26 protein-coding genes are annotated in these 22989 nt (G+C 67.4%); 13 read left to right on the forward strand and 13 right to left on the reverse strand.

Annotation, left to right across the window (positions count from 1 at the left end):
• Window positions 1–39: 39 nt before the first annotated feature.
• Both ACQY5B_RS19400 and ACQY5B_RS19405 read right to left on the reverse strand, forming a co-directional pair.
• The gene (locus tag ACQY5B_RS19400; protein WP_420327865.1) at window positions 40–861 is read right to left on the reverse strand and encodes an alpha/beta fold hydrolase; all 822 of its coding nucleotides are present in this window, start codon (window positions 859–861) and stop codon (window positions 40–42) included.
• Window positions 861–1538, reverse strand: a complete 678-nt coding sequence (locus tag ACQY5B_RS19405) for a haloacid dehalogenase type II (RefSeq protein ID WP_420327864.1) — start codon at window positions 1536–1538, stop codon at window positions 861–863. Before ACQY5B_RS19405 ends, ACQY5B_RS19400 begins: the two co-directional genes overlap by 1 nt.
• On the opposite strand from ACQY5B_RS19405, the gene ACQY5B_RS19410 reads away from it, so the two are divergent.
• The 10 genes from ACQY5B_RS19410 to ACQY5B_RS19455 all read left to right on the forward strand — a co-directional run bounded on the left by ACQY5B_RS19410 (window position 1537) and on the right by ACQY5B_RS19455 (window position 10636).
• A complete protein-coding gene (locus ACQY5B_RS19410) occupies window positions 1537–1677 on the forward strand; it encodes a hypothetical protein (protein WP_420327863.1) in 141 nt (46 codons plus the stop codon). The two genes, ACQY5B_RS19405 and ACQY5B_RS19410, sit on opposite strands and share 2 nt — an antisense overlap.
• A gap of 72 nt (window positions 1678–1749) precedes the next feature.
• Window positions 1750–2178 (forward strand): FKBP-type peptidyl-prolyl cis-trans isomerase, encoded by a 429-nt coding sequence (locus ACQY5B_RS19415; protein WP_305969463.1) that lies wholly within the window; start codon window positions 1750–1752, stop codon window positions 2176–2178.
• A gap of 78 nt (window positions 2179–2256) precedes the next feature.
• Window positions 2257–3363: a hypothetical protein gene (locus tag ACQY5B_RS19420; RefSeq protein ID WP_420327862.1), complete on the forward strand. Its 1107-nt coding sequence runs from the start codon at window positions 2257–2259 to the stop codon at window positions 3361–3363.
• A 63-nt stretch (window positions 3364–3426) separates the two neighbouring features.
• Window positions 3427–4218 (forward strand): 3-oxoadipate enol-lactonase, encoded by a 792-nt coding sequence (pcaD, locus tag ACQY5B_RS19425; RefSeq protein WP_420327861.1) that lies wholly within the window; start codon window positions 3427–3429, stop codon window positions 4216–4218.
• Window position 4219: 1 nt separating this feature from the next.
• On the forward strand, window positions 4220–4936 hold the full coding sequence (locus ACQY5B_RS19430) for an alpha/beta fold hydrolase (protein WP_420327860.1): 717 nt from the start codon (window positions 4220–4222) through the stop codon (window positions 4934–4936).
• A gap of 11 nt (window positions 4937–4947) precedes the next feature.
• Window positions 4948–6279 (forward strand): lyase family protein, encoded by a 1332-nt coding sequence (locus ACQY5B_RS19435; protein ID WP_420327859.1) that lies wholly within the window; start codon window positions 4948–4950, stop codon window positions 6277–6279.
• Between the two features lie 113 nt (window positions 6280–6392).
• Window positions 6393–7481, forward strand: a complete 1089-nt coding sequence (locus tag ACQY5B_RS19440; protein WP_421917752.1) for an alcohol dehydrogenase catalytic domain-containing protein — start codon at window positions 6393–6395, stop codon at window positions 7479–7481.
• A 109-nt stretch (window positions 7482–7590) separates the two neighbouring features.
• Window positions 7591–8823, forward strand: coding sequence for a mandelate racemase/muconate lactonizing enzyme family protein (locus ACQY5B_RS19445; RefSeq protein WP_420327857.1), 1233 nt, complete (start codon window positions 7591–7593; stop codon window positions 8821–8823).
• Window positions 8824–8883: 60 nt separating this feature from the next.
• Window positions 8884–9219, forward strand: a complete 336-nt coding sequence (locus tag ACQY5B_RS19450) for an ArsR/SmtB family transcription factor (RefSeq protein ID WP_305969456.1) — start codon at window positions 8884–8886, stop codon at window positions 9217–9219.
• Window positions 9194–10636 (forward strand): amidase, encoded by a 1443-nt coding sequence (locus ACQY5B_RS19455; protein WP_428400304.1) that lies wholly within the window; start codon window positions 9194–9196, stop codon window positions 10634–10636. Before ACQY5B_RS19450 ends, ACQY5B_RS19455 begins: the two co-directional genes overlap by 26 nt.
• Before the next feature lie 3 nt (window positions 10637–10639).
• On the opposite strand, the gene ACQY5B_RS19460 is transcribed toward ACQY5B_RS19455, so the two are convergent.
• Window positions 10640–12541 (reverse strand): acyl-CoA synthetase, encoded by a 1902-nt coding sequence (locus tag ACQY5B_RS19460; protein ID WP_420327855.1) that lies wholly within the window; start codon window positions 12539–12541, stop codon window positions 10640–10642.
• A gap of 210 nt (window positions 12542–12751) precedes the next feature.
• On the opposite strand from ACQY5B_RS19460, the gene ACQY5B_RS19465 reads away from it, so the two are divergent.
• The 3 genes from ACQY5B_RS19465 (at window position 12752) to ACQY5B_RS19475 (ending at window position 15001) form a co-directional block, all read left to right on the forward strand.
• Window positions 12752–13054 carry a DnaJ family domain-containing protein gene (locus tag ACQY5B_RS19465; RefSeq protein WP_305969453.1) on the forward strand — a complete coding sequence of 101 codons (303 nt, stop codon included), beginning with the start codon at window positions 12752–12754 and terminating at the stop codon, window positions 13052–13054.
• Window positions 13055–13147: 93 nt separating this feature from the next.
• On the forward strand, window positions 13148–14341 hold the full coding sequence (locus ACQY5B_RS19470; RefSeq protein ID WP_420327854.1) for a class I SAM-dependent methyltransferase: 1194 nt from the start codon (window positions 13148–13150) through the stop codon (window positions 14339–14341).
• A 3-nt stretch (window positions 14342–14344) separates the two neighbouring features.
• A complete protein-coding gene (locus ACQY5B_RS19475) occupies window positions 14345–15001 on the forward strand; it encodes an SOS response-associated peptidase (protein ID WP_420327853.1) in 657 nt (218 codons plus the stop codon).
• A gap of 55 nt (window positions 15002–15056) precedes the next feature.
• On the opposite strand, the gene ACQY5B_RS19480 is transcribed toward ACQY5B_RS19475, so the two are convergent.
• The 10 genes from ACQY5B_RS19480 to ACQY5B_RS19525 all read right to left on the reverse strand — a co-directional run bounded on the left by ACQY5B_RS19480 (window position 15057) and on the right by ACQY5B_RS19525 (window position 22956).
• A complete protein-coding gene (locus ACQY5B_RS19480; protein WP_420327852.1) occupies window positions 15057–16133 on the reverse strand; it encodes a methylglyoxal synthase in 1077 nt (358 codons plus the stop codon).
• A 3-nt stretch (window positions 16134–16136) separates the two neighbouring features.
• The gene (locus tag ACQY5B_RS19485; RefSeq protein ID WP_420327851.1) at window positions 16137–16937 is read right to left on the reverse strand and encodes a bifunctional hydroxymethylpyrimidine kinase/phosphomethylpyrimidine kinase; all 801 of its coding nucleotides are present in this window, start codon (window positions 16935–16937) and stop codon (window positions 16137–16139) included.
• Window positions 16938–16944: 7 nt separating this feature from the next.
• Window positions 16945–17640, reverse strand: coding sequence for an SDR family NAD(P)-dependent oxidoreductase (locus ACQY5B_RS19490; protein WP_420327850.1), 696 nt, complete (start codon window positions 17638–17640; stop codon window positions 16945–16947).
• Window positions 17641–17715: 75 nt separating this feature from the next.
• A complete protein-coding gene (gene kce, locus ACQY5B_RS19495) occupies window positions 17716–18645 on the reverse strand; it encodes a 3,5-dioxohexanoate:acetyl-CoA acetone transferase (RefSeq protein ID WP_420327849.1) in 930 nt (309 codons plus the stop codon).
• Between the two features lie 15 nt (window positions 18646–18660).
• Complete coding sequence (locus tag ACQY5B_RS19500) at window positions 18661–19593, reverse strand: 3-hydroxyacyl-CoA dehydrogenase (RefSeq protein ID WP_420327848.1); 933 nt, start codon at window positions 19591–19593, stop codon at window positions 18661–18663.
• Window positions 19594–19620: 27 nt separating this feature from the next.
• Window positions 19621–20385, reverse strand: coding sequence for a hydroxypyruvate isomerase family protein (locus tag ACQY5B_RS19505; RefSeq protein ID WP_420327847.1), 765 nt, complete (start codon window positions 20383–20385; stop codon window positions 19621–19623).
• Window positions 20382–21032, reverse strand: coding sequence for a 3-oxo-tetronate 4-phosphate decarboxylase (otnC, locus tag ACQY5B_RS19510; RefSeq protein WP_420327846.1), 651 nt, complete (start codon window positions 21030–21032; stop codon window positions 20382–20384). The genes ACQY5B_RS19505 and otnC overlap by 4 nt, the downstream gene beginning before the upstream one ends.
• Entirely contained in the window at window positions 21029–21244 is a 216-nt protein-coding gene (locus tag ACQY5B_RS19515) for a nucleotide-binding domain containing protein (RefSeq protein ID WP_420327845.1), read from the reverse strand. The genes otnC and ACQY5B_RS19515 overlap by 4 nt, the downstream gene beginning before the upstream one ends.
• 116 nt (window positions 21245–21360) lie before the next feature.
• A complete protein-coding gene (locus tag ACQY5B_RS19520; protein ID WP_420327844.1) occupies window positions 21361–21633 on the reverse strand; it encodes an amphi-Trp domain-containing protein in 273 nt (90 codons plus the stop codon).
• An 18-nt stretch (window positions 21634–21651) separates the two neighbouring features.
• The gene (locus ACQY5B_RS19525; protein ID WP_420327843.1) at window positions 21652–22956 is read right to left on the reverse strand and encodes a metallophosphoesterase; all 1305 of its coding nucleotides are present in this window, start codon (window positions 22954–22956) and stop codon (window positions 21652–21654) included.
• Window positions 22957–22989: the final 33 nt, after the last annotated feature.

Consider the following 22989-nt stretch of genomic DNA (forward strand, 5'->3'; position numbering starts at 1 on the left):
GTACAAAACGTACGTTTTGTACAAGATGCGCCTGCCGTTCTAGCGCAGCGCCGCCAGCCATTTCTGCAGGGCTTCCAGCGCCTCCGGCTCGTCGAGAAAGGGGATATGCCCCCGCCCCTTGACCTCGGTGGCGATCATGTCTGGCCGCCGCTGCTGCATCTGGCCAAAACATTCGGGCGTCAGAAGATCGGAGTTCTCCCCGCGCAACGCGCAAAGCGGCAGGCCCTCCAGCGCGTCGAATAGCGGCCAGAGATCCGGCGCGGGCTGCGCGCCTCCGCCCAGCACGGCCTCGCGCAACCGGGGATCATAGGTCAGTTCAAGCCCCTGATCCGTCTCGACAAATAGCCGCTCGGCCTCTTCCATCCAGCGCGCCTCGGGCACGCCGACAAAGCCTGTCATGACCTCGGCGCGCCGCTGTGCCACCTCGGCCAGGGTCTTTTGCGGCGGCTTGCGCCCCAGGTAGCCCTCGATCACCTTCAGCCCCGGCCCGGCGATCTCGGGCCCGATGTCGTTCAGCGCCACGCCCAGCAACCGGTCCTTGGCCGTCGCCGCCAGCACCATCGCGATCAACCCACCGCGCGAAGTGCCTAGAATCGCTGCCTTTTCCAGCCCCAGATGATCCATAAGCTCCAGCGCGTCACGCCCCTCGACCGGGATCTGGTAGGTCTCGTGCGGCGCCCAACCCGACTGTCCGCGCCCGCGGTAATCCAGCCGGATCAGCCGCACGCCTTCCAGGTGCGGGGCGACGAAATCGAAATCGCGCCCGTCGCGCGTCAACCCCGCAAGGCAGAGCAGCGGCAGGCCCTCCCCCTCGTCGCGGTAGAACAGGGAAACCCCGTCAGAGGACTGGAAACTGGGCATCACACAAGCTCCGGTATCGTGGTCAGGTCGGTCAGGACGTGCTTTGGCTGCGCCATCAGCCGATCCATCGGCAGCCCCATGCGGTTCACCCAGACGGTCTCGAACCCGTAGGCCGCCGCCCCTGCCGCGTCCCAGCCATTGGACGACACGAACAACACTTCTTCGGGCGCACAGCCGAATTCATCTCCCACGAGATCGTAGACCACGCGGGCCGGTTTGAAGATGCCCACCTGCTCGACCGACAGTACCGCGTGCAGGAATTCCCCGATGCCCGCGCTGTCGACCGCGCCATCCAGCATGTCTCGGTTGCCGTTCGACAGGATCGCGGCCCCCAGGCCCTTTGCCTGCAACTGCGCCAGCATCTTCGGCACCTCCCGGTAGGCCGGCAATTCCCAGTAAAGCGCCAGCAGGCGTTCGCGCAGTTCCATGTCATCGAGACCCGCGCGGTCCATCGCCCAGTCCAGCCCGTCCTTGGTCACTTGCCAGAAGGGAACGTAGTCGCCGGTCACGGCCCGCAGCCAGCTGTATTCCAGCTGTTTCGCGCGCCAGTCGGCGGCCAGTTGCGGCCAGACCTCTGCCAGCGCGGCGCGCCCCGGTTCCTCTGCCGCGACCCGCGCCGCGGCGGCCACGTCGAACAGCGTGCCATAGGCATCGAACACGCAAACCTTGATGGCCATGATCGTCTCCCTTCCCGTAACCAGCGACACCCTGACACGGCCCGAGACGCTGGAAAACCCCGATCCGGGCGCCATTTCCGCGGTTTTGCGCCGTTCTGACCCGACAAGCCGGTTTGCAAACCCGTTCGGGCGCGCGTAGGCTGGGCCAAATCCGAGCACCCGGGACGGACCCGGCCTCACCCAATCACCCCCTGACAGACAGAGGTTCCCCATGACGCAGGTCAAGACCGGCGACACCGTGCGCATTCATTACACCGGCACTCTCACCGATGGCTCTACCTTCGACTCCAGCCAGGGCCGCGACCCGCTGGAATTCACCGTCGGCTCGGGTCAGATCATCCCCGGTCTCGACAAGGCGATCCCGGGCATGGAAGTTGGCGACAAGAAGACCGTCCAGGTTCCCGCCGAGGACGCCTACGGCGACACCAACCCTGAGGCGCGCCAGGACGTGCCGCGCTCCGAGATCCCCGACGACATCCCGCTTGACCTTGGCACCCAGCTGCAGGTGCAGGCACAGGGCGGACAGGTTCTGCCGGTGACCGTCGTCGCCGTGACCGAAGAGGTCGTGACGCTGGACGCCAACCACCCGCTGGCCGGCAAGGACCTGACCTTCGACATCGAACTGGTCGAGATCGCCTGAGCCTTCAGGAAAACATTGCGCCGGGGGCGTTTCCCCCGGCATTCTGGGCCTGTCGTTTTCAACAGACAGGCCCTTTTCATGTCCGCTTTGCTCCGCTTGGTCGCCACTCTCACCTGTTTGACCCTCGCCGCCCCTGCCTGGGCGGGCGAATGGACACGGTTGGAGCCGGACGGATTCGGCGATTGCACCCTTCGGTTCGACGGGGTCATCGAACCCGGCGACCTGATGCGCGCCACCCAGGAGGAGGTGCTGGGCGGCTTCAACGCCCGCATCTGCCTGAACAGCCCGGGCGGCTCGCTGGGGGAGGTGCTGAAATTCCTAAAGGCCGCCAACGGCGACACGGGCGGGTTCTTTTTCGGAACCCGGGTTCGGACGGGCGACGAATGCCTGTCTTCCTGCGCGATCCTCTTCATGTTCGGTCAGGCCTTCGGCGCCAACAGCCCCTATCCCAGCCGCCAGTTGGAACCGGGCGCGCGGCTGGGCTTCCACTCTCCCTTCATCCGCGACGGCGCCAATCCCGCCGCCTCTGACGCCGAGGTCTTTCGCGTGGCGCTTCAGGTCGCAAAGCTGCTGGCCGACAGTTCCTACAAGGCACTCACTGCCTCGGGCCCGGCGCTGCCGCCCGAACTGCTGGCCATCGTCCTGGGTACACCCTCGGCCGACATGCGCTATGTCGACACGATCGCCGAGGCCAAGCTGATGGACATCGAGCTGACCGAGGATCTGGAATACAGCAGCGTCTTTCCCGACGCCCGAGCGAGTTTCGACCAGATCTATCGCCGCATCTGCATCAGCACGCATACGCTGACCTACCGCCAGCACTTCGTGCGCGAAGGCTATGACTTTGCCGATCTGGTCGCCCGCACGGCGGACCCGGCCTACCTGGGCGCCGACTACGTCGTTCATGTCAGGGAACGCGAACCGGCCCAGGACGGCAGCCCCGAACGCCGCCGCGCCCTGCTGACCGGGCCAAGCTATAGCGTCCCCGGCTGGTTCAGCGCTGGTGCGCAGCAGTATTGCCGCGTCGACCTGACGGTCGAACCGGCGCCGGGCGGGCTGCGCGTGATCTCCTATTCCGTGGATTTCGGCGCCGCCATCAGTGCCGACCTCACCCGTATCCCCGAATGGCGGGGCGAAGTGCGGGTCACGCGTGGCGGCCTGCGCCCGCTGGACACCCGGTACTGAGCGCGCCCCCTTCCGGTCCCCTCCCCCACGCGCTAAACCATGCGCCAAAGGGAGGCACGACCCATGCAGATGGCTCAATTCGGCGATCTTCGCCTGCACTACAGCGTCACCGGACCGGACGACGGCACGCCCGTCGTCTTCGCCAACTCGCTTGGCACGGATTTCCGGCTCTGGGACGAGGTGCTGCCGCTCTTGCCCGCTGGCCTGCGCATCCTGCGCTATGACAAGCGCGGGCACGGGCTGTCGGATACGCCTGCCGGCCCCTACAGCATGGGCGCGCTCATCACCGACGTGGAACGGCTGATGGATCACACGGGCTTTTCCAACGCGATCTTCGTCGGCCTGTCGATCGGTGGCATGATCGCCCAAGGGCTTGCGGCCAAGCGGCTCGACCTGGTGCGCGCGATGGTGTTGTCGAACACCGCCGCCAAGATCGGCACCCGCGACATGTGGGCAGACCGGATCGAGGCGGTCAAGACCGGCGGGCTGGACAGTATTGTCGGCCCGACGATGGATCGCTGGTTCTCGAAACCCTTTCACGACGCCGCAGAGTTCCCCGGCTGGCGCAACATGTTCCTGCGCACCCCCGCAGAGGGCTGGACCGGCTGTGCCGCCGCCATCGCGGGCACGGATTTTCTGTCATCGACCAGCGGCTTGCGCCTGCCCACGCTGGCCATCGCCGGGTCCGAAGACGGATCGACCCCGCCCGACCTTGTGTTCGAAACCGCCGACCTGATCCCCGGTGCGCAAAAGGAACTGGTCCGGGGCGCCGGCCACCTGCCCTGTGTCGAAAAACCGGATGAATACGCCGCCCTCCTGTCCGCCTTCCTCAGGGCGCAGGGCGCGACGGGCTGACGTGGCGCGCTTTCTGCTGATCCACGGCGCCTCGCATGGGGCATGGTGCTGGCGCGACGTGCTGCCCGCGCTGGAGGCACATGGGCATCAGGTCGAGGCCATAGACCTGCCCTCTCACGGCGCGGACAAGACGCCGGTGGGCGAGGTCACGCTGGATCTCTACGCGGAAACGATCATCCGCCACCTGACCGAACCCACGATCCTTGTCGGTCATTCGATGGCCGGTTTCCCGATCACCCGCGCAGCCGAGCTGGCACCAGACAACATCGCGCGCCTCGTCTACCTTTGCGCGCACACGCCCTGGCCCGGCAAGACCATGTCCGAGATGCGCTTTCTCGGAGCAACGCGGCCGCTGGTTGCCGCCATCCGCGTCTCGGACGACGGGCTGTCCCACATGTTCGACCCGGCAATGACCCCCGATCTTTTCTACCAGGACTGCCCGCCAGAAACCGTGGATTTTGCCCTGCCCCGCCTCACCCCGCAGGCGCAGGCCCCGGGCCAGACCGTGGTCGAGCTGACCGCCAATTCTCAGGACAAGCCGCGCAGCTACATCCTTTGCCGCCAGGACGGGGCGATCCCACCTGACCTGCAGGACAAGCTCGCCGCCCGTTTCGCGCCCGACGAGGTCTACGAACTGGACAGCGGCCATTCGCCCTTTTTCTCCATGCCCGGACGGCTGGCCGACCTGCTCGACCGGATCGCCGCCAAGACCCCCTGACAGGACACACCATGCCCGCAACGCCCTTTGACAGCGCCCACCTGCACCGCCTCTTTCCCACCGGCGAGACCGCGCGCCTGTTTTCCGACAGTGCCGAGATCCGCGCCATGATGCTGGTCGAGGCCTCGCTGGCACAGGCGCAGGCGGCACAAGGGGCGATCCCCGAAACCGCCGCCGCCGCGATCCAGCGCGCCAGCCTCGAATGCCAGATCGACCCGGCCCAACTGGCAGAGGCCACGGGCCAGAACGGCGTCACCACGCCTGCCTTCGTCGCGGCCTTTCGGCAGGCGATGAATGCCCCGGAACACGCGCAATACCTGCACTGGGGCGCCACCTCGCAGGATATCCAGGACACCGGGCTGATGCTGCGCCTGCGCCAGGCCCTGACCCAGCAGGAAGAGCACCTGCGCGCCACGCTGACCGCGCTGGCCCGGCTGGCCGATGCTCACGCCGAGACACCGATGGCCGCCCGCACCTATGGCCAGCACGCCACGCCCACCAGTTTTGGCGCACAGGCCGCCGCCTGGGGCTGGCCCCTGATCGCGGCGCTGGAGGCCCTGCCCGCCCTGCGCGCCAGCGCCCTGCGCGTCTCGTTGTCGGGTGCCGCCGGCACCGCCTCGGCCCTTGGCCTTGATCCGGCCGCCCTGCGCGCAGAGATGGCGGACAAGCTGGGCCTGGCCGACCCCGGCCACGGCTGGCACAGCGACCGCACCCCGATCCTGGCCATCGCCGACTGGTTCACCCGTACCGCGCTTGCCTTCGGCAAACTGGGAGAGGACCTGATACTCGCCACGCAAAGCGGCATTGCCGAGGTCCGTCTTGGCGGTTCCGGCGCCTCCTCGACCATGCCGCAGAAACAGAACCCGGTGGCGCCCTCTGCCCTGGTCGCGCTGGCGCGCCACGCACAGGGGCTGAACGCCACGCTTCAGGGGGCGGCCCTGCACCGGCAGCAACGCGACGGCGCGGCATGGTTCACCGAATGGCTCTGCCTGCCGCAACTTGTGCTCTCTGCCGCAGCCGCGGCGACGCAGGCGCAATCCCTGGCAGAGAGCCTCAGCCCAGATGCGGCGGCGATGAGGGCGACACTGGACGCCACCGGCGGGCTGCTCATGGCCGAAGCGCTGGCCTTTGCGCTGGCCCGAACCATGCCCCGGCCCGAGGCACAGGCCGCCTCCAAGGCACTGTGCACGCAGGCACGCGACAGCGACCAGCCACTGGAAGAGATCGCCCGCGCCGCGCACCCCGACCTGCCCGCGGAACTGTTCGATCCGGTGCACCAGATGGGCACCGCACCGGCCGAGGCCCGCGCCTTTGCCGCCAGGGTCGGCAGCCTGGAGACCTGACGCAACCTGTCGTCGCGTCATGCAACACAACCGACCCCGGTAATGTCGTTTTCGGAACAGCGGCCCGCTTGTCTACCCGCGCACCTTGCTCGCAACTTACCGGGGAGAAACCCATGACACGCATCCGCGCGGCAGTCTGCACCGCCTTCGACGCCCCCCTGCAGATCGAGGAACTCGACCTCCGCGCCCCCGGCGCCGGAGAGATCGAGGTCACGCTGGAGGCCGTCGCAATCTGCCACTCCGATATTTCCTATGCCACCGGCGCCTGGGGCGGCGCGCTTCCGGCGGTCTACGGCCATGAGGCCGCAGGCCGCATCACCGCCCTGGGCGATGGCATCAGCGGCTTGCAGACCGGCGACCGTGTCGTCGTCACGCTGATCCGCGCCTGCGGCACCTGCCCCACCTGCGCCTCGGGCCGCCCGACCATCTGTATCGGTGATCGCGACACCGCGCCCGCCCTCACCCGGCCCGATGGCACAGAGGTGATGTCGGCCATGTTCTGTGGTGCCTTTGCCGAAAAGGTCGTCGTCGATCAAAGCCAGGTCGTCGTCCTGCCCGACGACATGCCACCAGAGGCCGTCTGCCTGCTCGCCTGCGGCGTGATCACCGGTATCGGCGCGGTCATCAATGCCGGCAAGATGCGCGCGGGCGACGACGTGGTTGTCATCGGCGCAGGCGGCGTTGGCCTGAACGCGATACAGGGCGCGCATATCGGCGGCGCCCGCCGCATCGTCGCCGTCGACATGAGCGAAGAGAAACTGGAGATCGCCCGGACCTTCGGCGCCACGGACGGGATCCTTGCCACGCAGGACGCGCCCTGGGAGGCGGCCCATACCGCGTTGGGCCGGGGCGCAGACGTGGTTGCCGTGACCGTGGGCGCGATCCCCGCCTACGAACAGGCCATGCGCTACCTCGGCTGGGGCGGTCGCATGGTGATGATCGGGATGCCGCATTCCGGCGCGATGGCCACCTACGAACCTGTCGTGCCCGCTTTCATGGGCCAGCAGATGGTCGGCTCGAAAATGGGCGACGTGGTGATCCAGCGCGACATCCCCTGGATGGCCGACCTCTACCGGCAGGGACGCCTAAAACTCGATGAACTGGTGTCGGGACGCTGGCGGCTCGACCAGATCAACGAGGCCATCGCGGACACGATGACCGGCGGCGCCCGCCGCAACGTCATCCTGTTCGACAGCCATTGACCCCGGCCCCGCACGCGCTGTTTCTTCGGGCCGAAAATACTCTCGGGGGCGTCGACCGAAGGAAGACGGGGGCAGAGCCCCCATCCCCCGCAAGCCACAGGGACAGGCCATGAAACTCCAGGACCTCGACGTGATCATCACCGCGCCCCCCGCACCGGGTTGGGGTGGGCGCTATTGGATCCTCGTCAAGCTGACCACCGACAACGGCATCACCGGCTGGGGCGAATGCTATGCCGCCTCGGTCGGGCCGGAGGCGATGCGCGCGGTGATCGCCGATGTCTTTGCCCGCTATTTCGAGGGCGAAAACCCCGAGAACATCGAGCGCATGTTCCGCCGCACCTATTCCTCGGGCTTTACCCAGCGCCCCGACCTGACCGTCATGGGGGCCTTTTCCGGTCTGGAAATCGCCTGCTGGGACATCCTGGGCAAGGCGCGGGACAGGCCGGTCTGGGCGCTGATCGGCGGCATGATGAACGAACGGGTGCGCGCCTATACCTATCTCTACCCGCTGTCGCGGCACCGTATGGACGACTTCTGGACCTCGCCCGAGCTGGCGGCTGAATCGGCCCTCGACTGTGTCGAGCGCGGCTATACGGCGGTGAAATTCGATCCCGCAGGCCCTTACACGATGCGCGGTGGGCACCAGCCGGGCATGCGCGACATCGCCATGTCCGTCGCCTTCTGCAAGGCCATCCGCGAGGCGGTGGGCGACCGGGCGGACCTGTTGTTCGGCACCCACGGCCAGTTCACCACCGCGGGCGCCATCCGACTGGGACAGGCGATCGAGCCCTACCTGCCGCTCTGGTTCGAAGAGCCGGTGCCACCGGACAACCTGCTGGAGTTCGCCGAGGTGGCCCGCGCGGTGCGCGTGCCCGTCGCCACCGGCGAACGCCTGACCACACGCGCCGAATTCGCCACATTGCTGCGCAGCGGCGGGGCGAAAATCCTGCAACCGGCGCTTGGCCGCGCCGGCGGCATCTGGGAGATGCGCAAGCTGGCCGCGATGGCCGAGACTTTCAACGCGGAAATGGCGCCGCATCTCTATGCCGGTCCGATCGAATGGGCGGCCAACATCCAGCTTGCGGTTTCCATCCCCAACCTGCTGCTCGCCGAAACCATCGAGACCCCCTTCCACGCCGCGCTCATCAAGAACACGATAACGCTCGACAACGGTTTCGTCCCCGCGCCCACCGCGCCTGGCCTGGGCATCGAGGTGGACGAGGAACTGGCCCGCGCGCATCCCAATACCGGCGGCGATCTGCACCTGCAGATGCAGGACGCGCCCTGCGATTACGCCCTTGGCAATGCCTTCCAGGGCGGTGCGCCGCCCCTGACAGACTGATGATCTGGTCTTTCCCGAGCGGCGAGCTATATTGGAGCAACCGATCAAGACGCGAGTCACATGGAAGACCAGACGAAACTGCCTCCTCCGCCGGAGGAAATGCAAACCAATGCCCAGCACGCCGCGGCCTTTCTAAAGACGCTGGCACATGAAGGGCGGCTGATGATCCTCTGCCATCTCGGGTCGAGCGAGAAATCGGTTGGTGAACTGGAAGTCCTGCTGGGAATCCGACAGGCGGCGGTCAGCCAGATGCTGGCCCGCCTGCGCGAAGAGGGCCTTGTGAAAACCCGGCGCGACGGCAAGACGATCTACTACAGCCTTGCCGACGAAAACACGAGCCGGGTGATCGGCCTGCTTTACGACATCTTCTGTGAACAGCCCGATGGTGACTGCTGATCCCGGCTTTTCCGGCCCCGAGCTTTGTCGCCTGACCGCCTGCGAGGCGGTCGATCTGTTGAAACGTGGCGAGGTCAGCCCGCGCGAGCTGCTGGACGCCAGCCTGACCCGGATCGAACAGACGTCCCCGGCGATCAATGCCCTCGTGACCCCCTGCCCGGAGCGCGCCCGCGAGGCCGCCGTAGAGGCAACGGCCACCAGCCTGCTGGGAGGTCTGCCCATCGGGATCAAGGACCTGACCCCGGTCGCCGGGGTACGCACGACTTTCGGCACGCCCGGCCTTGCGGATTTCGTTCCCAAAGCGTCGGACCCGCTGGTCACGCGCCTTGAATCCCGCGGCGCCGTGGTGGTGGGCAAGACGAACACGCCCGAAATGGGCGCCGGCGCCAATACCTTCAACCCGGTCTTCGGCGCCACCCGCAACCCCTGGGACACCACCATGAATGCGGGCGGTTCCTCCGGCGGGGCTGCGGCCGGTCTGGCTGCGGGCGAGGTCTGGCTCAGCCAGGGCTCGGACCTGGGCGGCAGCCTGCGCACGCCCGCCAGCTTTTGCGGTATCGTCGGCCTGCGCCCCTCGCCCGGTATCGTCGCCAGCCCGGGCGGTGACGGGTTCAACCCCTTCGGCGTCGAGGGTCCGATGGCGCGCACGGTCGAGGACTGCGCGCTCTTGCTTGATGCGCTGAGCGGGTTCGACCCGGTTTCGCCGATCTCTTTCCCGCCCGCCGCCGGGGGCTACCTGGACGGCTGCCGCCGCGATCCCGGTCCTGTCCGCATCGGCTTTGCGCCGGATCTCGGCGGGCTGGCCCCTGTCGAACCGGAGATGGCCCAGATCCTTGCCGCCGCACTTACCCGGTTGCAGGCACCCGACGTGGAGATCGTCGAGGAGACACCCGACCTGCCCGGGATCGAGAGCGCCTTCCGCACCTTCCGCGCGCTTGGCATGTGGACCGGCTATCGCGCCACGCCCGAGGCGATCACCTCGCGCTACAAACCCACCCTGAAGGCAAACATCGCCCAGGGCGGCAAGCTGACGGTAGATGAAATCGCCGATGCCAACCTGGCCCGCGCCCGCCTGTACGAGACGATGCGCCAGTACCTCGAACGGGTCGATGTGCTGGCCTGCCCGGTGACCGGCATCGGGCCGCTTCCGGTCGAGATCGAGTACCCGCCGGAAATCGCGGGCGTTGCCAGTACAGATTACCTCGATTGGCTGCGCTTTGCCTTCCTCGCCACGCTCTGTGGACTGCCTGCGATGTCGCTGCCCGTGGGCCGCGATGCGCGCGGGTTGCCGGTGGGCCTGCAACTGATCGGCCCACCACGGGCCGAGGCGCGGCTTTTGCAGATCGCCCGGCGGCTGGAGCAGGCCATCGAGGTCGGCGGCACACCGATCGACCCCGTGGTGACCCACACCGCCTGACGGTCAGACCTCGGTCGCCGTACCCTGCCCGGCCTTCTCCCAGGGCCGGGTAAAGCCGCCCAGGACCTCGCCGATCTGCGCCTCGTCGGCACCGTTGTGCGCGACCTGCGCGACCAATCCCCGGCTCTTGTCGTCGATCACCGAGACGACACGCGCGGCACAGCCCGCCTTTTCCAGCGCGCCGTTGTAGACCCGGGTGATCGCGTGTTTGCGCAGGTCGGGCTTGAACACCTTGCCCACGGCGGTCTTGGGCAGTTCCGGCAGGATTGTCATGTGCTTGGGGTGGGCGGCGCGCTCATGCACATGCACGCGCGCATGCTCCAGCAGTTCCGCCTCTGTCACCTCGGCCCCGTCCACCAGTTCGACAAAGGCACAGGGCAATTCGCCGGAATGCGAGTCTGGCTGACCGATGGCCCCGGCAAACGCAACCGCCGGATGCGCCAGCAGCGCCTCCTCGATCTCGGCCGGGTCGATGTTGTGGCCGCCGCGAATGATCAGGTCCTTGGCCCGCCCGGTGATCCACAGGTAGCCATCCGCGTCCTTGCGGCCCAGGTCCCCGGTGCGCAAATGGGTGCCATAGTGGAACAGGTCGACGTTCTTGGCCGCCTCGGTATAGGTCTTGCCGGCATAGACCCCGGGGTTCGACACGCAGATCTCTCCGATCTCGTCCACCTCGCATTCCACCGGCTCGCCATGCGCCACCTTGATGATCCGCACATCCGTGTAGGGGAAGGGGATCCCGACCGATCCCACCTTCTTGGCCCCGTCGGGCGGGTTGACCGCCACCAGGCAGGTTGCCTCGGTCAGGCCATACCCCTCGCAGACCGTGACGCCGCAGGCGCTCTCGAACCGCTTGAACAGTTCCAACGGCATCGGTGCGGACCCGGAAAAGGCGGTCTTGATGCTGGTGATGTCGGCATCCACCTTGCGCTGCATGAGCGCCGAAACGGCGGTGGGCACGGTGATGACAAAGGTTGTCTTCCAGCGCTCGCAGAGCTTCCAGAAGTTGTCCATGACACCGTCGCCGCGATAGCCAGCAGGCGTCGGGAACACCACATGCGCGCCGGAAAAGACCATCGCCATCAGGATGACGTGGCAGGCAAAGACATGGAACAGCGGCAGCGGGCACATCACGCTGTCTTCTTCGGTGAACAGCAGTCTGTCGCCCAGCCAGCCGTTGTACAGCATCCCCTCGTAGGTGTGCTGCGCCACCTTGGGCATACCCGTGGTGCCGCCGGTATGGAAATAGGCCGCAACCCGGTTGCCGGCGCTGTCGGCAAAGCCCAGCGTCTTGGCGTGCTTGGCCAATTCCTTGCGGAAATCCTTGACGTCAGCGTGATGGTTGCCGGGGTTCCTGGGCCGCACCAGCGGCACGATCCAGCTTTTGGGCGGGGTCAGGTAGCGGTTCAGGTCGACCTCCAGCACCGTGTGCACATGCGGCGCATTGCGCACCGCCTCGGCCATCTTCTGGGCGATGTCGGTCTTGGGAAAGGCCTTGAGCGTGACCACCACCTTGGCATCGGTTTCCCGCAGGATGGCGGCGATCTGTTCGGCTTCCAGCAACGGGTTGATCGGGTTCACGATCCCCGCGACGGCACCGCCCAGCAGGGTCGAGATGGTCTCGTTGCAGTTCGGCAGTACATAGGCGACCACGTCGTTCTCACCGATGCCCAGGCTGCGGAACAGGTTGGCGGCCTGGGCCGTCTGGTCGCGCAGCTGCGACCAGCTCAGCGTTTCCGCCTTGTCCTGCGGGCCGGACAGCAACTGGTAGCTGACCGCCGGCCGCGACGGAAACCGGTCGGCAGTGCGCGACAACTGTCCCCAGAGCGTCGGCGGGATGTCCCGCTCCGCCCAGGGCATCTCTGCCTCGATTGCGTTGCGATCCTCTACGCCCGCGTAGGTCATCTCGGCCACTCCTCCCCAAAGTGTTTTCGTTGCCGCGCAGTGTGTGAGGCTTTGACGCCCCGCGCAAGAGTGGCCGACGCAGCGGCAGTTCAACGGTGACGCCGCGTTCCGCTAAAAAGGTTAACGGATGGTTAGAATTGCCGCGATTATCCGGCGCCCTGCCGGCCTGGACCACTTTGCCGGGCCTCAGTTTGGGGGTAACATCGCCGCATGGACCACCCGCTGATCGACCTCATCAATTCCCGCATTGCCGCTGCGGAACGCGACGGCGCATTCGACAACCTCGCAGGTGCGGGGCGCCCGCTGCCGCGCTGCGATGATCCGGATGGCGCGGTCATGACCCGCATCCTCAAGGAAAATGGCGCCGTGCCGGAGGCCGTCTCGCTGACCCGCGACCTGGCCCACCTGCGCGAAACCCTGCGCGACACCGCCGACCGTGACGCACGGGCCCTTTTGATCCGGGAAATCGCGTTGCTGGAAACCCGTCTGGAAATCGCCCGGCGCCGCGGCTGAGGCGCCTTTCGCCGCTGCGCGCCCGGTCATATCCGGGCTTGTTCCCGGCGCGCCTTTTGGGCAAACCCTTGTCCCTAGGTCACGGAGGCGCGCATGGTATCGGTCAAGGAACAGTACGAAAGCTATCCCTACCCGGAAAGGCGCCCGGAGGATGAGAAAAAGCGGCTGATCACCGGCTCCCCCTCGCACCCGCTTGAAATCGACCACTACCTGTTCGGTGGCCAGCGTGACTGGTCGCAACCGCTCCGCGTACTGGTGGCCGGGGGCGGCACCGGCGACGCGCTGATCCAGATCGCCCAGATGATGACCAGCGCCCGCGCGCCCTACGAAATCACCTATGTCGATCTCTCCACCGCCTCGCGCGAGATCGCCGAGGCACGGGCCAAGGCGCGCGGCCTGACCGGCATCACCTTCGTCACCGGCAGCCTGCTGGACGCCGCAGAGCTTGGGCAGTTCGACTACATCGACTGCTGCGGCGTGCTGCACCACCTGCCCGACCCGGACGCGGGCTTTGCCGCGCTGCGCGCCGCCGTGGCGCCGGGGGGCGGGATGGGTTTCATGGTCTATGCCCCCTATGGCCGCTCCGGGATCTACCAGCTGCAAGAGGCCTTTGGCGCGCTCTTCGACGGCATGGCCCCGCAGGCACGTCTGGCGAAGGCAAAGAAGATCGTCGGCGGGCTGCACAAGGGGCACCCCTTTGCCGCCAACATCAACGTCACCGACCACGAACAAAGCGACGCGGGTTTCTACGATCTGCTGCTGCACGGGCAGGATACGCCTTTCGACATTCCCCGGCTGATGCAGACCCTGGACAACACCGGCTGGAAGCTGCAGGCGCTGCTGCAACCCGGGCTGTATGATCTCGCCCGCATCACCGAGCGCCCCAAGGGCATGGACGACGCGACCGCGATGGCCCAGGCCGAGAAACTGCGCGGCACGTTGAAGAAACACCTGGGCTACCTTGTTCCCGCGGACGAGGACCGCCCCATCGCCCGCGGCGCGCGCCAGAGCCTGATCCCGCGCTCGCCCACCAGCGACATGCGCCGTCCCGCCCGGGCGATTGCACAGGGCCGCCCGCTGCCCATCACGCTGAAGGAGGCGGACGTGCAGATCCGCCTGCCGCGCGAATGCGCGCCGCTCATGGCCGCCATCGACAATCGCCGCAGCATCGCCCAGATCCAGCAGGTCTCCAAGCTTGACCCGCTGCGCTTTGCCGACCTCTGGGGTCGGCTGGAACGCGAGCTGACCGCCTGGGGGCTGCTGCATTACTCGCGCTTCGGGCTCTAGGCGATGTGCGGGCGGTTCGCGGTCACCCTGCCCCCGGACGCGATGGCGCAGCTGTTCGACGCAGTGCCCGCCAACGACCTGCCAGAGGTGCCCAACTACAACATCTGCCCGACCAACGACATCCACGTCGTCATGGAAGAGGCCGGTCGGCGGCTGGTTTCGATGCGCTGGGGCTTCCTGCCGCATTGGTACAAGGCCCCCAACGGCGGCCCGCTGCTGATCAATGCGCGGGCAGAGACGATCGCCGAGAAACCCGCCTTCAAGGCAGCCTGCCGCGAGCGCCGCTGCCTGATTCCCTGCACCGGGTTCTATGAATGGACAAAGGACGCCGAGGGAAACCGGCTGCCCTGGTACATCCATCCCTCGGGCGAGGGTCCGCTGGTCTTTGCCGGTGTCTGGCAGGACTGGGAACGCGACGGACTGGCCTATCGAACCTGCGCCATCGTCACCTGCGGCGCCAATACGGCCATGTCAAAGATCCATCACCGGATGCCCGTGGTGCTGGACCCGCAGGACTGGGCGAAATGGTTGGGCGAAGAGGGGCATGGCGCCGCGACCTTGATGCAGCCCGCGCCAGAGGACGCGCTGGAGTTCTACCGGGTCGACCCCGCGGTGAATTCGAACCGTGCCAGCGGCCCCGAGTTGATCGAGCCGATCTGAGTACCAAGCCCCGGCCACCGGCGCCCCGGGCGTGTCTTGCGGTCTCGTGCTCCGGTCACGAAACCGCGGCCGACAGCAGCGCGGCAGCCAGCATATCCGCCGCCGAGGTGCTGAGCGCCAGCGGCACGTCATGCAGCATGGCAAGCCGGGTCAGCGCCTGCAGATCGGCGTCGCCGCCATGCGGGACCGTCGGGTCGGCGAAAAAGATCGCCGCATCCAGCTCTCCGGTCGCCACAAGGGCGCCCAGTTGCTGATCGCCACCCCGGTCGCCGCGTTGCAGGCGCCGGATGTCCAGTTCCGGCGCCAGGTCATGCAGCATCCGGCCCGTCCCGCCGGTACAGATCAGACGATGTCCCGACAGCGCCGCCCGGTGCCGCAGCACCCAGGCGCGCAGCTGTGCCTTGCGCGTGTCGTGCGCCACCAGCGCCAGGCGGCGCGGTGCCGTGGACACGGCCCGCGCCCGCGCCGTGATCGCAAGGATCGACCGGACCTGCGCCGCGAACCCCTGGCTTTCCGCCGGGAACACGCCCGACAGCGCCGCCGTACCCACGGTGAACCCCGCCGCGCCCGCCTGTGCGCAGGCGGCCACGCGCGTCTCGCTGTCGATACTGCCCGCCATGATGACCGGCTTGCCCACCGCCCCGCAAACAGAGGTCATCAGCCCCTGCACATCGCCATTGAACCGGTAGGCCAGCAGATCCAGCCCATGCACATGCTCATGATCCGCCAGCCGGCGCGCGGAGGTGACGATATCCTCGGCCGGGCCTTCCAGTACGCTCGGATGGCCGGTGATCCGACCCGGAAAGGGATAGTAGCGCAGCGGATGGTTGCGCGTGACCTCGGTCACCTCCTGCGCACGGGTTCCGCCCAACAGGCAGTCCACGTCGATTTCCACCGCGGCCCGGGCCGAGGCCAGCTCGCTTTCCGCATCCAGGCTGACAACCTCCAGGTAGGACCGCCCGCCTGCGCTGCGGATCGCCGCCGCCAGCCCCTTGAGTTCCGACAACGGCAGGCCGACGTCCTTGAAACCGATGTGGCGCACGCCCCCTTCCAGCGCCTCTTCCAGCCGCGCGCGGGCATCGGGGATGGTGCGGTCATTTGCGGTCAGCATCAGGATGAAATCGAAGGCCATCGGTCAGATCTCCGTCGGGGTCAGTGGGGCGGCCCGGGTCCAGTTCGGGGCCGCCGGGACGATACGCAGGTGCGGCGCGTGCAGGCTGGCGTCGATCAGGGCCGACAGATGCCCCAGGGCATGACCGGGTGAAAGGCCACCCGCCACCAGGGCCGAGAACACGTCCCCCACACCATGCGGCACAGCCTTGCGCAGCGCCACCGGAAAGACCTGCGCGCCGTCCGGCGTGACCCGCAACAACCCGGTGGTTCCGGGGCCAACGGGCGCGGAAGTCAACAGAACCTCGCCCACAGGGTCCAACAGCATCGACGCAGCGGCCCGCGCCTCTTTCAGTCCTTCGACCGGGGCATCCGTCAGCCAGCCCAGTTCGAACAGGTTGGGCGTCAGCCCATCGGCCAGTGGCACAAGCTCATCGCGCAGGGCACAGGCGACCTCCTGCGACACATAGAGCCCCCCGGGCAGGTCGCCCAGAACCGGATCAACCACGATGCGCACGCCCGCCGCCCGCATCCGGCGGGCAAGATCAACCGCAAGGGCCACATGCTCGGACGACGGCATGTAGCCCAGCAACAGGGCGTCCTGCGCCATCAACCAGCCGTTTGCATCCAGCGCCTCGATCATGCCCCGGATCTGGGCACCGGGCACGGGCGCCCCGGCCACATGCGGCCAGCCGGGGTGGTTCGACAGGACCGTCGTCGGCAGTTGCGTCACCTCGTGACCCAGCGCCTGCAACGCGGGCGCCGCCGCCGAGAGGCCGACATGGCCATGCGCGACCCAGCTGGACAGGATCAGGACCCGCGTCATGACCCTTTCAGAACCATTCGACCCAAGGACGCAGGCTCAGTTCATGCGACCAGGCGCTGCGGTCCTGTTCGATCAGGTGGCGATAGCTGCGGGCGATCGCCTCGGGGCGCAGCATGGAAGAAGGCGCCTCGTCGGGTTCGCTGCGGCCCGGGTTCAGGATCGCCCCGTCGATGTTGATCCAGGCGACGTGAATGCCTTTCGGGTGCAACTCGCGCGCCATGCTTTCGGCCAGCCCCCGCTGGGCGAACTTGCCCATCGCAAAGGGCGCCGATTTGGGAAACCCCTTTACCCCCGCCGAGGCGCCGGTGAAGAGGATCGTGCCGCGCGCGCCCGCCACCGGGTCCGCCTCCAGCATCCGGCGCGCCGCGTGTTTGCCTGTCAGGAAGGCGCCGATTGCGGTCACCTCGACCGCCGCGCGCACCTCGTCCGCGTCGAGTTCCGCCACCGGGCCGCGCACCCGGGCCGACGGGTTGTAGATCACGACCCGGGGCACCGCCGGCAGGTCGTCGAACAACCGTGCCACGTCGTGTTCGTCCGTGGCATCCAGCAGGACGCGGCGGGCGCGGGTCTCTTCGGCCACGGCGCGCATTTTCTCGCCGCCGCGCGCGGCGAGCGTCAGCGCGTGGTCCCGCGACAGTTCCCGCGCCAGGGCTGCCGACAGCCCCTCGCCCGCGCCGATGATCACCGCATGTGCCTTCGTCATTCCGTTCCCCTCACGCCGTCCCGGCGGATCCAGCCTAGTGCCAATCGCCCGACGCTCCAAGCCGCGCCCGTGCCTTCAGAAGCCAACCTTGTCGGCGCCTTTCAAGGCCAGCATCTCGCGCGCCTCGTCCGGGCTGGCCAGTTCCAGGCCCAGCCCCTCGACGATCTGGCGTGCCCTGCCGACCTGCTCGGCGTTGGTTTTCGCCAGCACCCCGGGGCCAAGCCAGAGCGAATCCTCCAGTCCCACCCGGATATTGCCGCCCATCGCCGCGGCCATCGCGGCAATCGGCAGCTGGTTCTTACCCGCGCCCAGCACGGACCAGCGGTACTGGTCACCGAACAGCCGATCGGCGGTGCGTTTCATGTGCTGCACGTCGTCAGGGTGCGCCCCAATCCCACCCATCAGGCCAAAGACCGTCTGGATGAACAGCGGCGGTTTCACCAGCCCCTCGTCCAGGAAATACCGCAGGTTGTACAGGTGCGAAGTATCGTAACACTCGAACTCGAACCGCGTGCCGGAGGCGCCAAGGGTGGTCAGGATGTACTCGATCTGGCCGAAACTGTTGTTGAAGATGATGTCCTTGTTGCCGACGTAATCGCGTTCCCACTGGTGGGTCAGATCCGGAAAGCGTTTCAGCATCGGGAAAAGGCCGAAATTCATGCTGCCCATGTTCAACGAGGCGACCTCGGGGCGGTGGGTTTCCGCCGGGCGCACCCGTTCCTGCACGCTCATGGTCGGCGCGCCGCCTGTGGTGATGTTCACCACGCAGTCCGATGCCTGCTTGATGACGCCCAGGAAGGGCGCGAAGGCCTCCGGGGTCTGGTCAGGGCGCCCGTCCTGCGGATCACGGGCATGCAGGTGAACGATTGCGGCTCCGGCCCTGGCCGCGCCGATGGCCGCCTCGGCGATCTCTGACGGCGTGACCGGCAGGTGCTCGGACATCGACGGCGTGTGAATGGCGCCGGTGACGGCACAGGTGACGATCACCTTGCGAGGCTTGGCCATGAGGATCTCCTTGGATCAGTCGGTGTCGGTCATCAGGTGGCGGCGCAGGGCGGCCAGGCGACGGTCTCGGTGGTCCTGCCGCGCGCGGATGCTGTCGGGGCTGCGGTCCTGCAGCCAGGTGGCGGCGATCTTTTTGGCGGTCTCGACCGAAAAAACCTCTGGCCCCGGCGGTGTCTCGGCCAAGCCCGCGTAAAAGGGGCCATAGCGCGTCGCGTAATCGATCAGCCCACCCGGCGCGTTCAGGTCGATGGTCTCGATCGGCCCCATCAGCGTCCAGCGCAGACCCAGCCCCTGCTTGATCGTGGCATCCAGCCCCTCGACACTGACCACACCCTCGCCCAGCAGGCGAAGCGCCTCAGCCAGAAGCGCCCCCTGCAGGCGGTTCAGCACGAAACCGTCGCGCTCGGCGCTCATCCGGACGGGCACCTGGCCGATCTTTTCATAGATCGCTTCGGCCCGGTCCAGTGTCTCTGCCGTGGTCCAGGGAGCCGGGCACAGTTCGACCACGGGCACCAGGTGCGGCGGGTTCACCGGGTGGCCGACGAGACAGCGCCCGCGCTGCGCCAGCCGCTCGGTAAAGCGCGATGGCACGATGGCAGAGGTCGACGAGGCCAGCACCGCCTCCGGCGGCGCGGCGGCGTCCAGCCGGGCAAAGAGCTCTTGCTTGACCTCGATCCGCTCGGGCCCGTTTTCCTGCACGAAACAGGCACCCAAGACCGCCTCTTCCAGCGTCGGACAGGTGCGGACTCGGGACTGCGTGCCCTCGCTGTCCTCTAGCAAAGCCTCTGCCTGCAGAGTATCGCAGAGTGTCGCCAGGTCCTGCGGAAACCGCTCCAGCACGGCGGGATCGACATCCCAGACCTGCACGTCAAAGCCGGCCCGCGCGAACAGCACGCTCCAGGACCGGCCAATCAGGCCCGCGCCGATGATGGCGATTGTCTCTGTCATCTCATCCCTCCCGGCCAGCGGCCCGTGTCACCCGCGATGCCTTGCCAGCCAGCGCAGGCTGTCATCCGTCGCCCCCTGCGGCCTGTATTCGGCCCCGATGGGCCGGGTCCATCCCAATTGCCCGATCCGATCCAGCACGTGCCCGTAATCCAGTTCGCCATGATCCGGCGCGCCCCGGTCGGGAACGGCGGCGATCTGGATATGACCGACCAACGGCAGCAGTGCCTCCAGCCGCCGACAGACATCCCCCTCCATGATCTGGACGTGGTAGCAATCGAACATCATCTTCAGATTGGGCCTCCCGACCTCGCGGATGATGGCAGCGGCCTGGGCCGAGGTCGACAGGAAATAGCCCGGCGCATCGTAGTGATTGATCGGCTCGATCAGGATGGTGATGCCTTCGGCGGCTGCCGCGTCGCAGGCATAGGCCAGGTTTTCGCAATAGGTCGCCTGCGCCCTCGGGCCGCCGGAAAAACCCGACATGACATGCACCGACAGCGTTCCGATGGCGCGCGCATAGGCCAGCGCCTCGTCGATGGCGGCCCGGGCCTCGTCCTCGCGACCCGGGATCGCGGTCAGCCCGTTGTCCCCCGCCGCCACGTTGCCGCGCCGGGCGTTCAGGCCCAGCATGTCCAGCCCGGTGTCGTCCAGCGCGGCGCGCACATCCGCCGGCGGCACGTCATAGGGCCAGTGGCACTCGACCGCGTCGAACCCAGCCGCCCTTGCCGCCCGGATCGCCTCGGGCAAGGTCAGATCCGTCCAGAGAAAACCCAGGTTTGCAGAGAACTTCATGTGTCCCACTCGATGTTGAAATGCGTGACGACGTCTTGCACCTGCGCCTCTGACAGGGCGCGCGGCGACAGGCCCCGGGTCAGCATCGCCAGCCGCGCGGTGGCTTCCAGTTCCTCGATCGCGTTGCAGGCGGCCTCGACATCCTTGCCCGCCACCACCGGCCCGTGGTTGGCCAGCATGACCGCCGAGCGTTTGCCCGCCAACCCGCGCACCGCCTCGCCCATCGCCGGGTCGCCCGGGCGGAAAAAGGGCAGCAGCCTGACCCGGCCTAGCTGCATGATTCCGTAGGGCGTCAGCGGCGGCAGGAAATCATCCGCGTCCACATCCGGCATCATGGACAGGGCGACCGCGTGGCAGGAATGCAGGTGCACCACCGCCCCGGCCTGGCTGCGCGTGTCGTAAAAGGCCGAATGCAGGGGCATTTCCTTGGTCGGACGGTCGCCCGCCACATGCCGCCCCTCGGCGTCGAACCGGCTGAGCCGCGCCGGGTCCAGCCGCCCGAAACTGGTGCCGGTGGGCGAGACCAGCAGCCCCCCGTCCGGCGTGCGAGATGATATGTTGCCCGTCGATCCGCCTGTCAGCCCCCGGTCGAACATCGACTTGGCCAACATGCAGATCTGCTCTCGAAGGCGGGATTCCTCGGTCATCGGTCCAGCATGTCCAGCGCATCGGTGAAACAGCTCTCGGCGCCGAAGTTGCCCGATTTCAAGGCCGGCCCAAGGCTTTCGGCAGGACACCACGGCACGCCCGGCGCGATTTCCCGGCCCATGTCCAACTGGGTGATGCCCCGCGCCAACAGCCCGGCCGGTTCGGTCGCACCGTTGAAATCGCCGGCAATTGCGCCGAGCACTGTGGTCACCTGTCGTTCCTCCCCTCGCGCGCGCCCTGCGGACGGCGTCGCTCCTTCGGCGCCATCCTTCACGAGGATCCCTGTCCATTCAAGGCGAATGACCGCGGCCCGGCTGTTGGGGGACGTCAGCTGTCGATCCGGGGCTTTTCCTTGCGCGTGGCAGGCTCGGCCGGATCGGCCCATGTCACCCGCAGGCTGACTTCGCACTGGCCGTCCTGGCGTTCGCCCTTGATGCGGAGGTTCATCAGGCCGGCGGTTTTCAGGACCAGTTCGTCGTCCTCGTCCCCCAGCGTCATCTCGCCCTTGGAAAACCCCTTGGCCAACGCGGTCAGAAGGGTCTTGATCGTTTTCGCATCCTGCAGGGATTCATGCGAGAAACGGCCTTTTTCATCGCTCATGCCGACCCTTTCGCTGTCTCAGCTCATGCGTTCCGGGGCAAAGTGCTTTGCCGACGGATAGTCACGGCTTAGCCCGATCACATCTCCGGAGGGAAAGATCAAGGTCGCGCCCGCACCGATGCCCTCAAGCCCTTCCTGCGCGCGCGAGGCCCGGTCCAGCGTGATGTCCCCCTCAAGGTGCAACAGCCCGCGCTTGGCCAGCAGGCGCTGACCGGCATGATTGTTGACGTGCCCCTGGACGACCATGTGAATGCCCGCACGGTGCAGCGCCTCAACCCCGCGATCCGTCAGCGCACAGTCCGAGGCGCGGTACTTGGTCCGCACAAGGTTGGCCAGCGGGCCGAAATAGAACCCCAGAGAGGCATCCTCTGCCGCCGCGCGATACCGCGCGTTGACCGCCTCCGGCCCCTCGTTCACCAGCAGGTCACACATGCTGTCGCAGAGCCCGGCGTGCACGAACAGCAAGGACCCGCTGCGCGCCACCACGTCCATGCTGTCATAGAACCATGCATAGGCGCCGCCCGGTTCGAAAAAGACCTGATGGCATTTCAGCGCCGCGGCGAGGATCTCGCGGCAGGTCATGCCCGACCGCGCGCATTCCGCATCGAATTTCTCAAGCTTGGTGCCCAGCTTGGCGGTTTCCTTGGCGATGACCTTGGGGCGCAGCTCGGCCCGGGCCGCACGTTCGAACCGATCCGCCCAGTCCGCACGCGGCAAGAGCCGCGCCTTGCAGGTGGCCTCGTTCGGCAGGGAATCGAGGTCTTCGTCGGTGACGAACCGCTCCAGCACCTCGCGCAGGGCGGGCAGGATCTTGCGGCCCATGCGGACGAACAGGTGTTCGCGCAGGGCGGACCTTGGCCCGCGCAGGGCGGCCACGGCCATGCGCATGCGCAGGTCGTGGTTGCCGGCAAGGATATGAACATCCGCCCCCGTGCCGTGCAACGCGGCAATCGCATCCAGCAGGGCCAGGTTGCTGGGCCCCTTGTCCAGGCTGTCCCCGCCCAGCACGATCCGCGCCCGCTGGCCGAACCCGGTCAGCCCGATGCGCCCGCCCGCACGATGGATCACCCCGGCGGCGGTCAGCGAGCGCAGAAAGCCCTCGGCATCCGCATGCGGGTCAGAGACGAAGACGACAGGCCGATCCGGCCAGCGCCAGCCGCCATGCGCCCGCGCGCGATCCAGGCAGCGGGCGATTTGCGGCTGCGTCCCGGCCTCTGGCCAGGGAATGACGGTACGGGGCAGGTCCGGCAGGCAGGCATCGCCGTCAAAGACCTGCGGCAACAGGATGGCCTCGCCACCGAGATTGTCCTGGATTTGCGCCAATTTCCGATCCCCCTTGCCACGGCCGGGCACTCA

The organism is Antarctobacter sp., from assembly GCF_965277915.1.
Classification (GTDB): domain Bacteria; phylum Pseudomonadota; class Alphaproteobacteria; order Rhodobacterales; family Rhodobacteraceae; genus Antarctobacter.

Coding starts and splice junctions, on each gene's coding strand:
- ACQY5B_RS19480 (WP_420327852.1), bottom strand. CDS start 16,133: ATGGCCTTCGATTTCATCCTGATGCTGACCGCAAATGACCGCACCATC.
- ACQY5B_RS19460 (WP_420327855.1), bottom strand. CDS start 12,541: ATGACCTACGCGGGCGTAGAGGATCGCAACGCAATCGAGGCAGAGATG.
- kce (WP_420327849.1), bottom strand. CDS start 18,645: ATGGCCAAGCCTCGCAAGGTGATCGTCACCTGTGCCGTCACCGGCGCC.
- ACQY5B_RS19465 (WP_305969453.1), top strand. CDS start 12,752: ATGGACCACCCGCTGATCGACCTCATCAATTCCCGCATTGCCGCTGCG.
- ACQY5B_RS19505 (WP_420327847.1), bottom strand. CDS start 20,385: ATGAAGTTCTCTGCAAACCTGGGTTTTCTCTGGACGGATCTGACCTTG.
- ACQY5B_RS19400 (WP_420327865.1), bottom strand. CDS start 861: ATGCCCAGTTTCCAGTCCTCTGACGGGGTTTCCCTGTTCTACCGCGAC.
- ACQY5B_RS19415 (WP_305969463.1), top strand. CDS start 1,750: ATGACGCAGGTCAAGACCGGCGACACCGTGCGCATTCATTACACCGGC.
- ACQY5B_RS19490 (WP_420327850.1), bottom strand. CDS start 17,640: ATGACGAAGGCACATGCGGTGATCATCGGCGCGGGCGAGGGGCTGTCG.
- ACQY5B_RS19440 (WP_421917752.1), top strand. CDS start 6,393: ATGACACGCATCCGCGCGGCAGTCTGCACCGCCTTCGACGCCCCCCTG.
- ACQY5B_RS19410 (WP_420327863.1), top strand. CDS start 1,537: ATGATCGTCTCCCTTCCCGTAACCAGCGACACCCTGACACGGCCCGAG.
- ACQY5B_RS19420 (WP_420327862.1), top strand. CDS start 2,257: ATGTCCGCTTTGCTCCGCTTGGTCGCCACTCTCACCTGTTTGACCCTC.
- ACQY5B_RS19435 (WP_420327859.1), top strand. CDS start 4,948: ATGCCCGCAACGCCCTTTGACAGCGCCCACCTGCACCGCCTCTTTCCC.
- ACQY5B_RS19475 (WP_420327853.1), top strand. CDS start 14,345: ATGTGCGGGCGGTTCGCGGTCACCCTGCCCCCGGACGCGATGGCGCAG.
- ACQY5B_RS19500 (WP_420327848.1), bottom strand. CDS start 19,593: ATGACAGAGACAATCGCCATCATCGGCGCGGGCCTGATTGGCCGGTCC.
- ACQY5B_RS19450 (WP_305969456.1), top strand. CDS start 8,884: ATGGAAGACCAGACGAAACTGCCTCCTCCGCCGGAGGAAATGCAAACC.
- pcaD (WP_420327861.1), top strand. CDS start 3,427: ATGCAGATGGCTCAATTCGGCGATCTTCGCCTGCACTACAGCGTCACC.
- ACQY5B_RS19470 (WP_420327854.1), top strand. CDS start 13,148: ATGGTATCGGTCAAGGAACAGTACGAAAGCTATCCCTACCCGGAAAGG.
- ACQY5B_RS19520 (WP_420327844.1), bottom strand. CDS start 21,633: ATGAGCGATGAAAAAGGCCGTTTCTCGCATGAATCCCTGCAGGATGCG.
- ACQY5B_RS19445 (WP_420327857.1), top strand. CDS start 7,591: ATGAAACTCCAGGACCTCGACGTGATCATCACCGCGCCCCCCGCACCG.
- ACQY5B_RS19405 (WP_420327864.1), bottom strand. CDS start 1,538: ATGGCCATCAAGGTTTGCGTGTTCGATGCCTATGGCACGCTGTTCGAC.
- ACQY5B_RS19485 (WP_420327851.1), bottom strand. CDS start 16,937: ATGACGCGGGTCCTGATCCTGTCCAGCTGGGTCGCGCATGGCCATGTC.
- otnC (WP_420327846.1), bottom strand. CDS start 21,032: ATGACCGAGGAATCCCGCCTTCGAGAGCAGATCTGCATGTTGGCCAAG.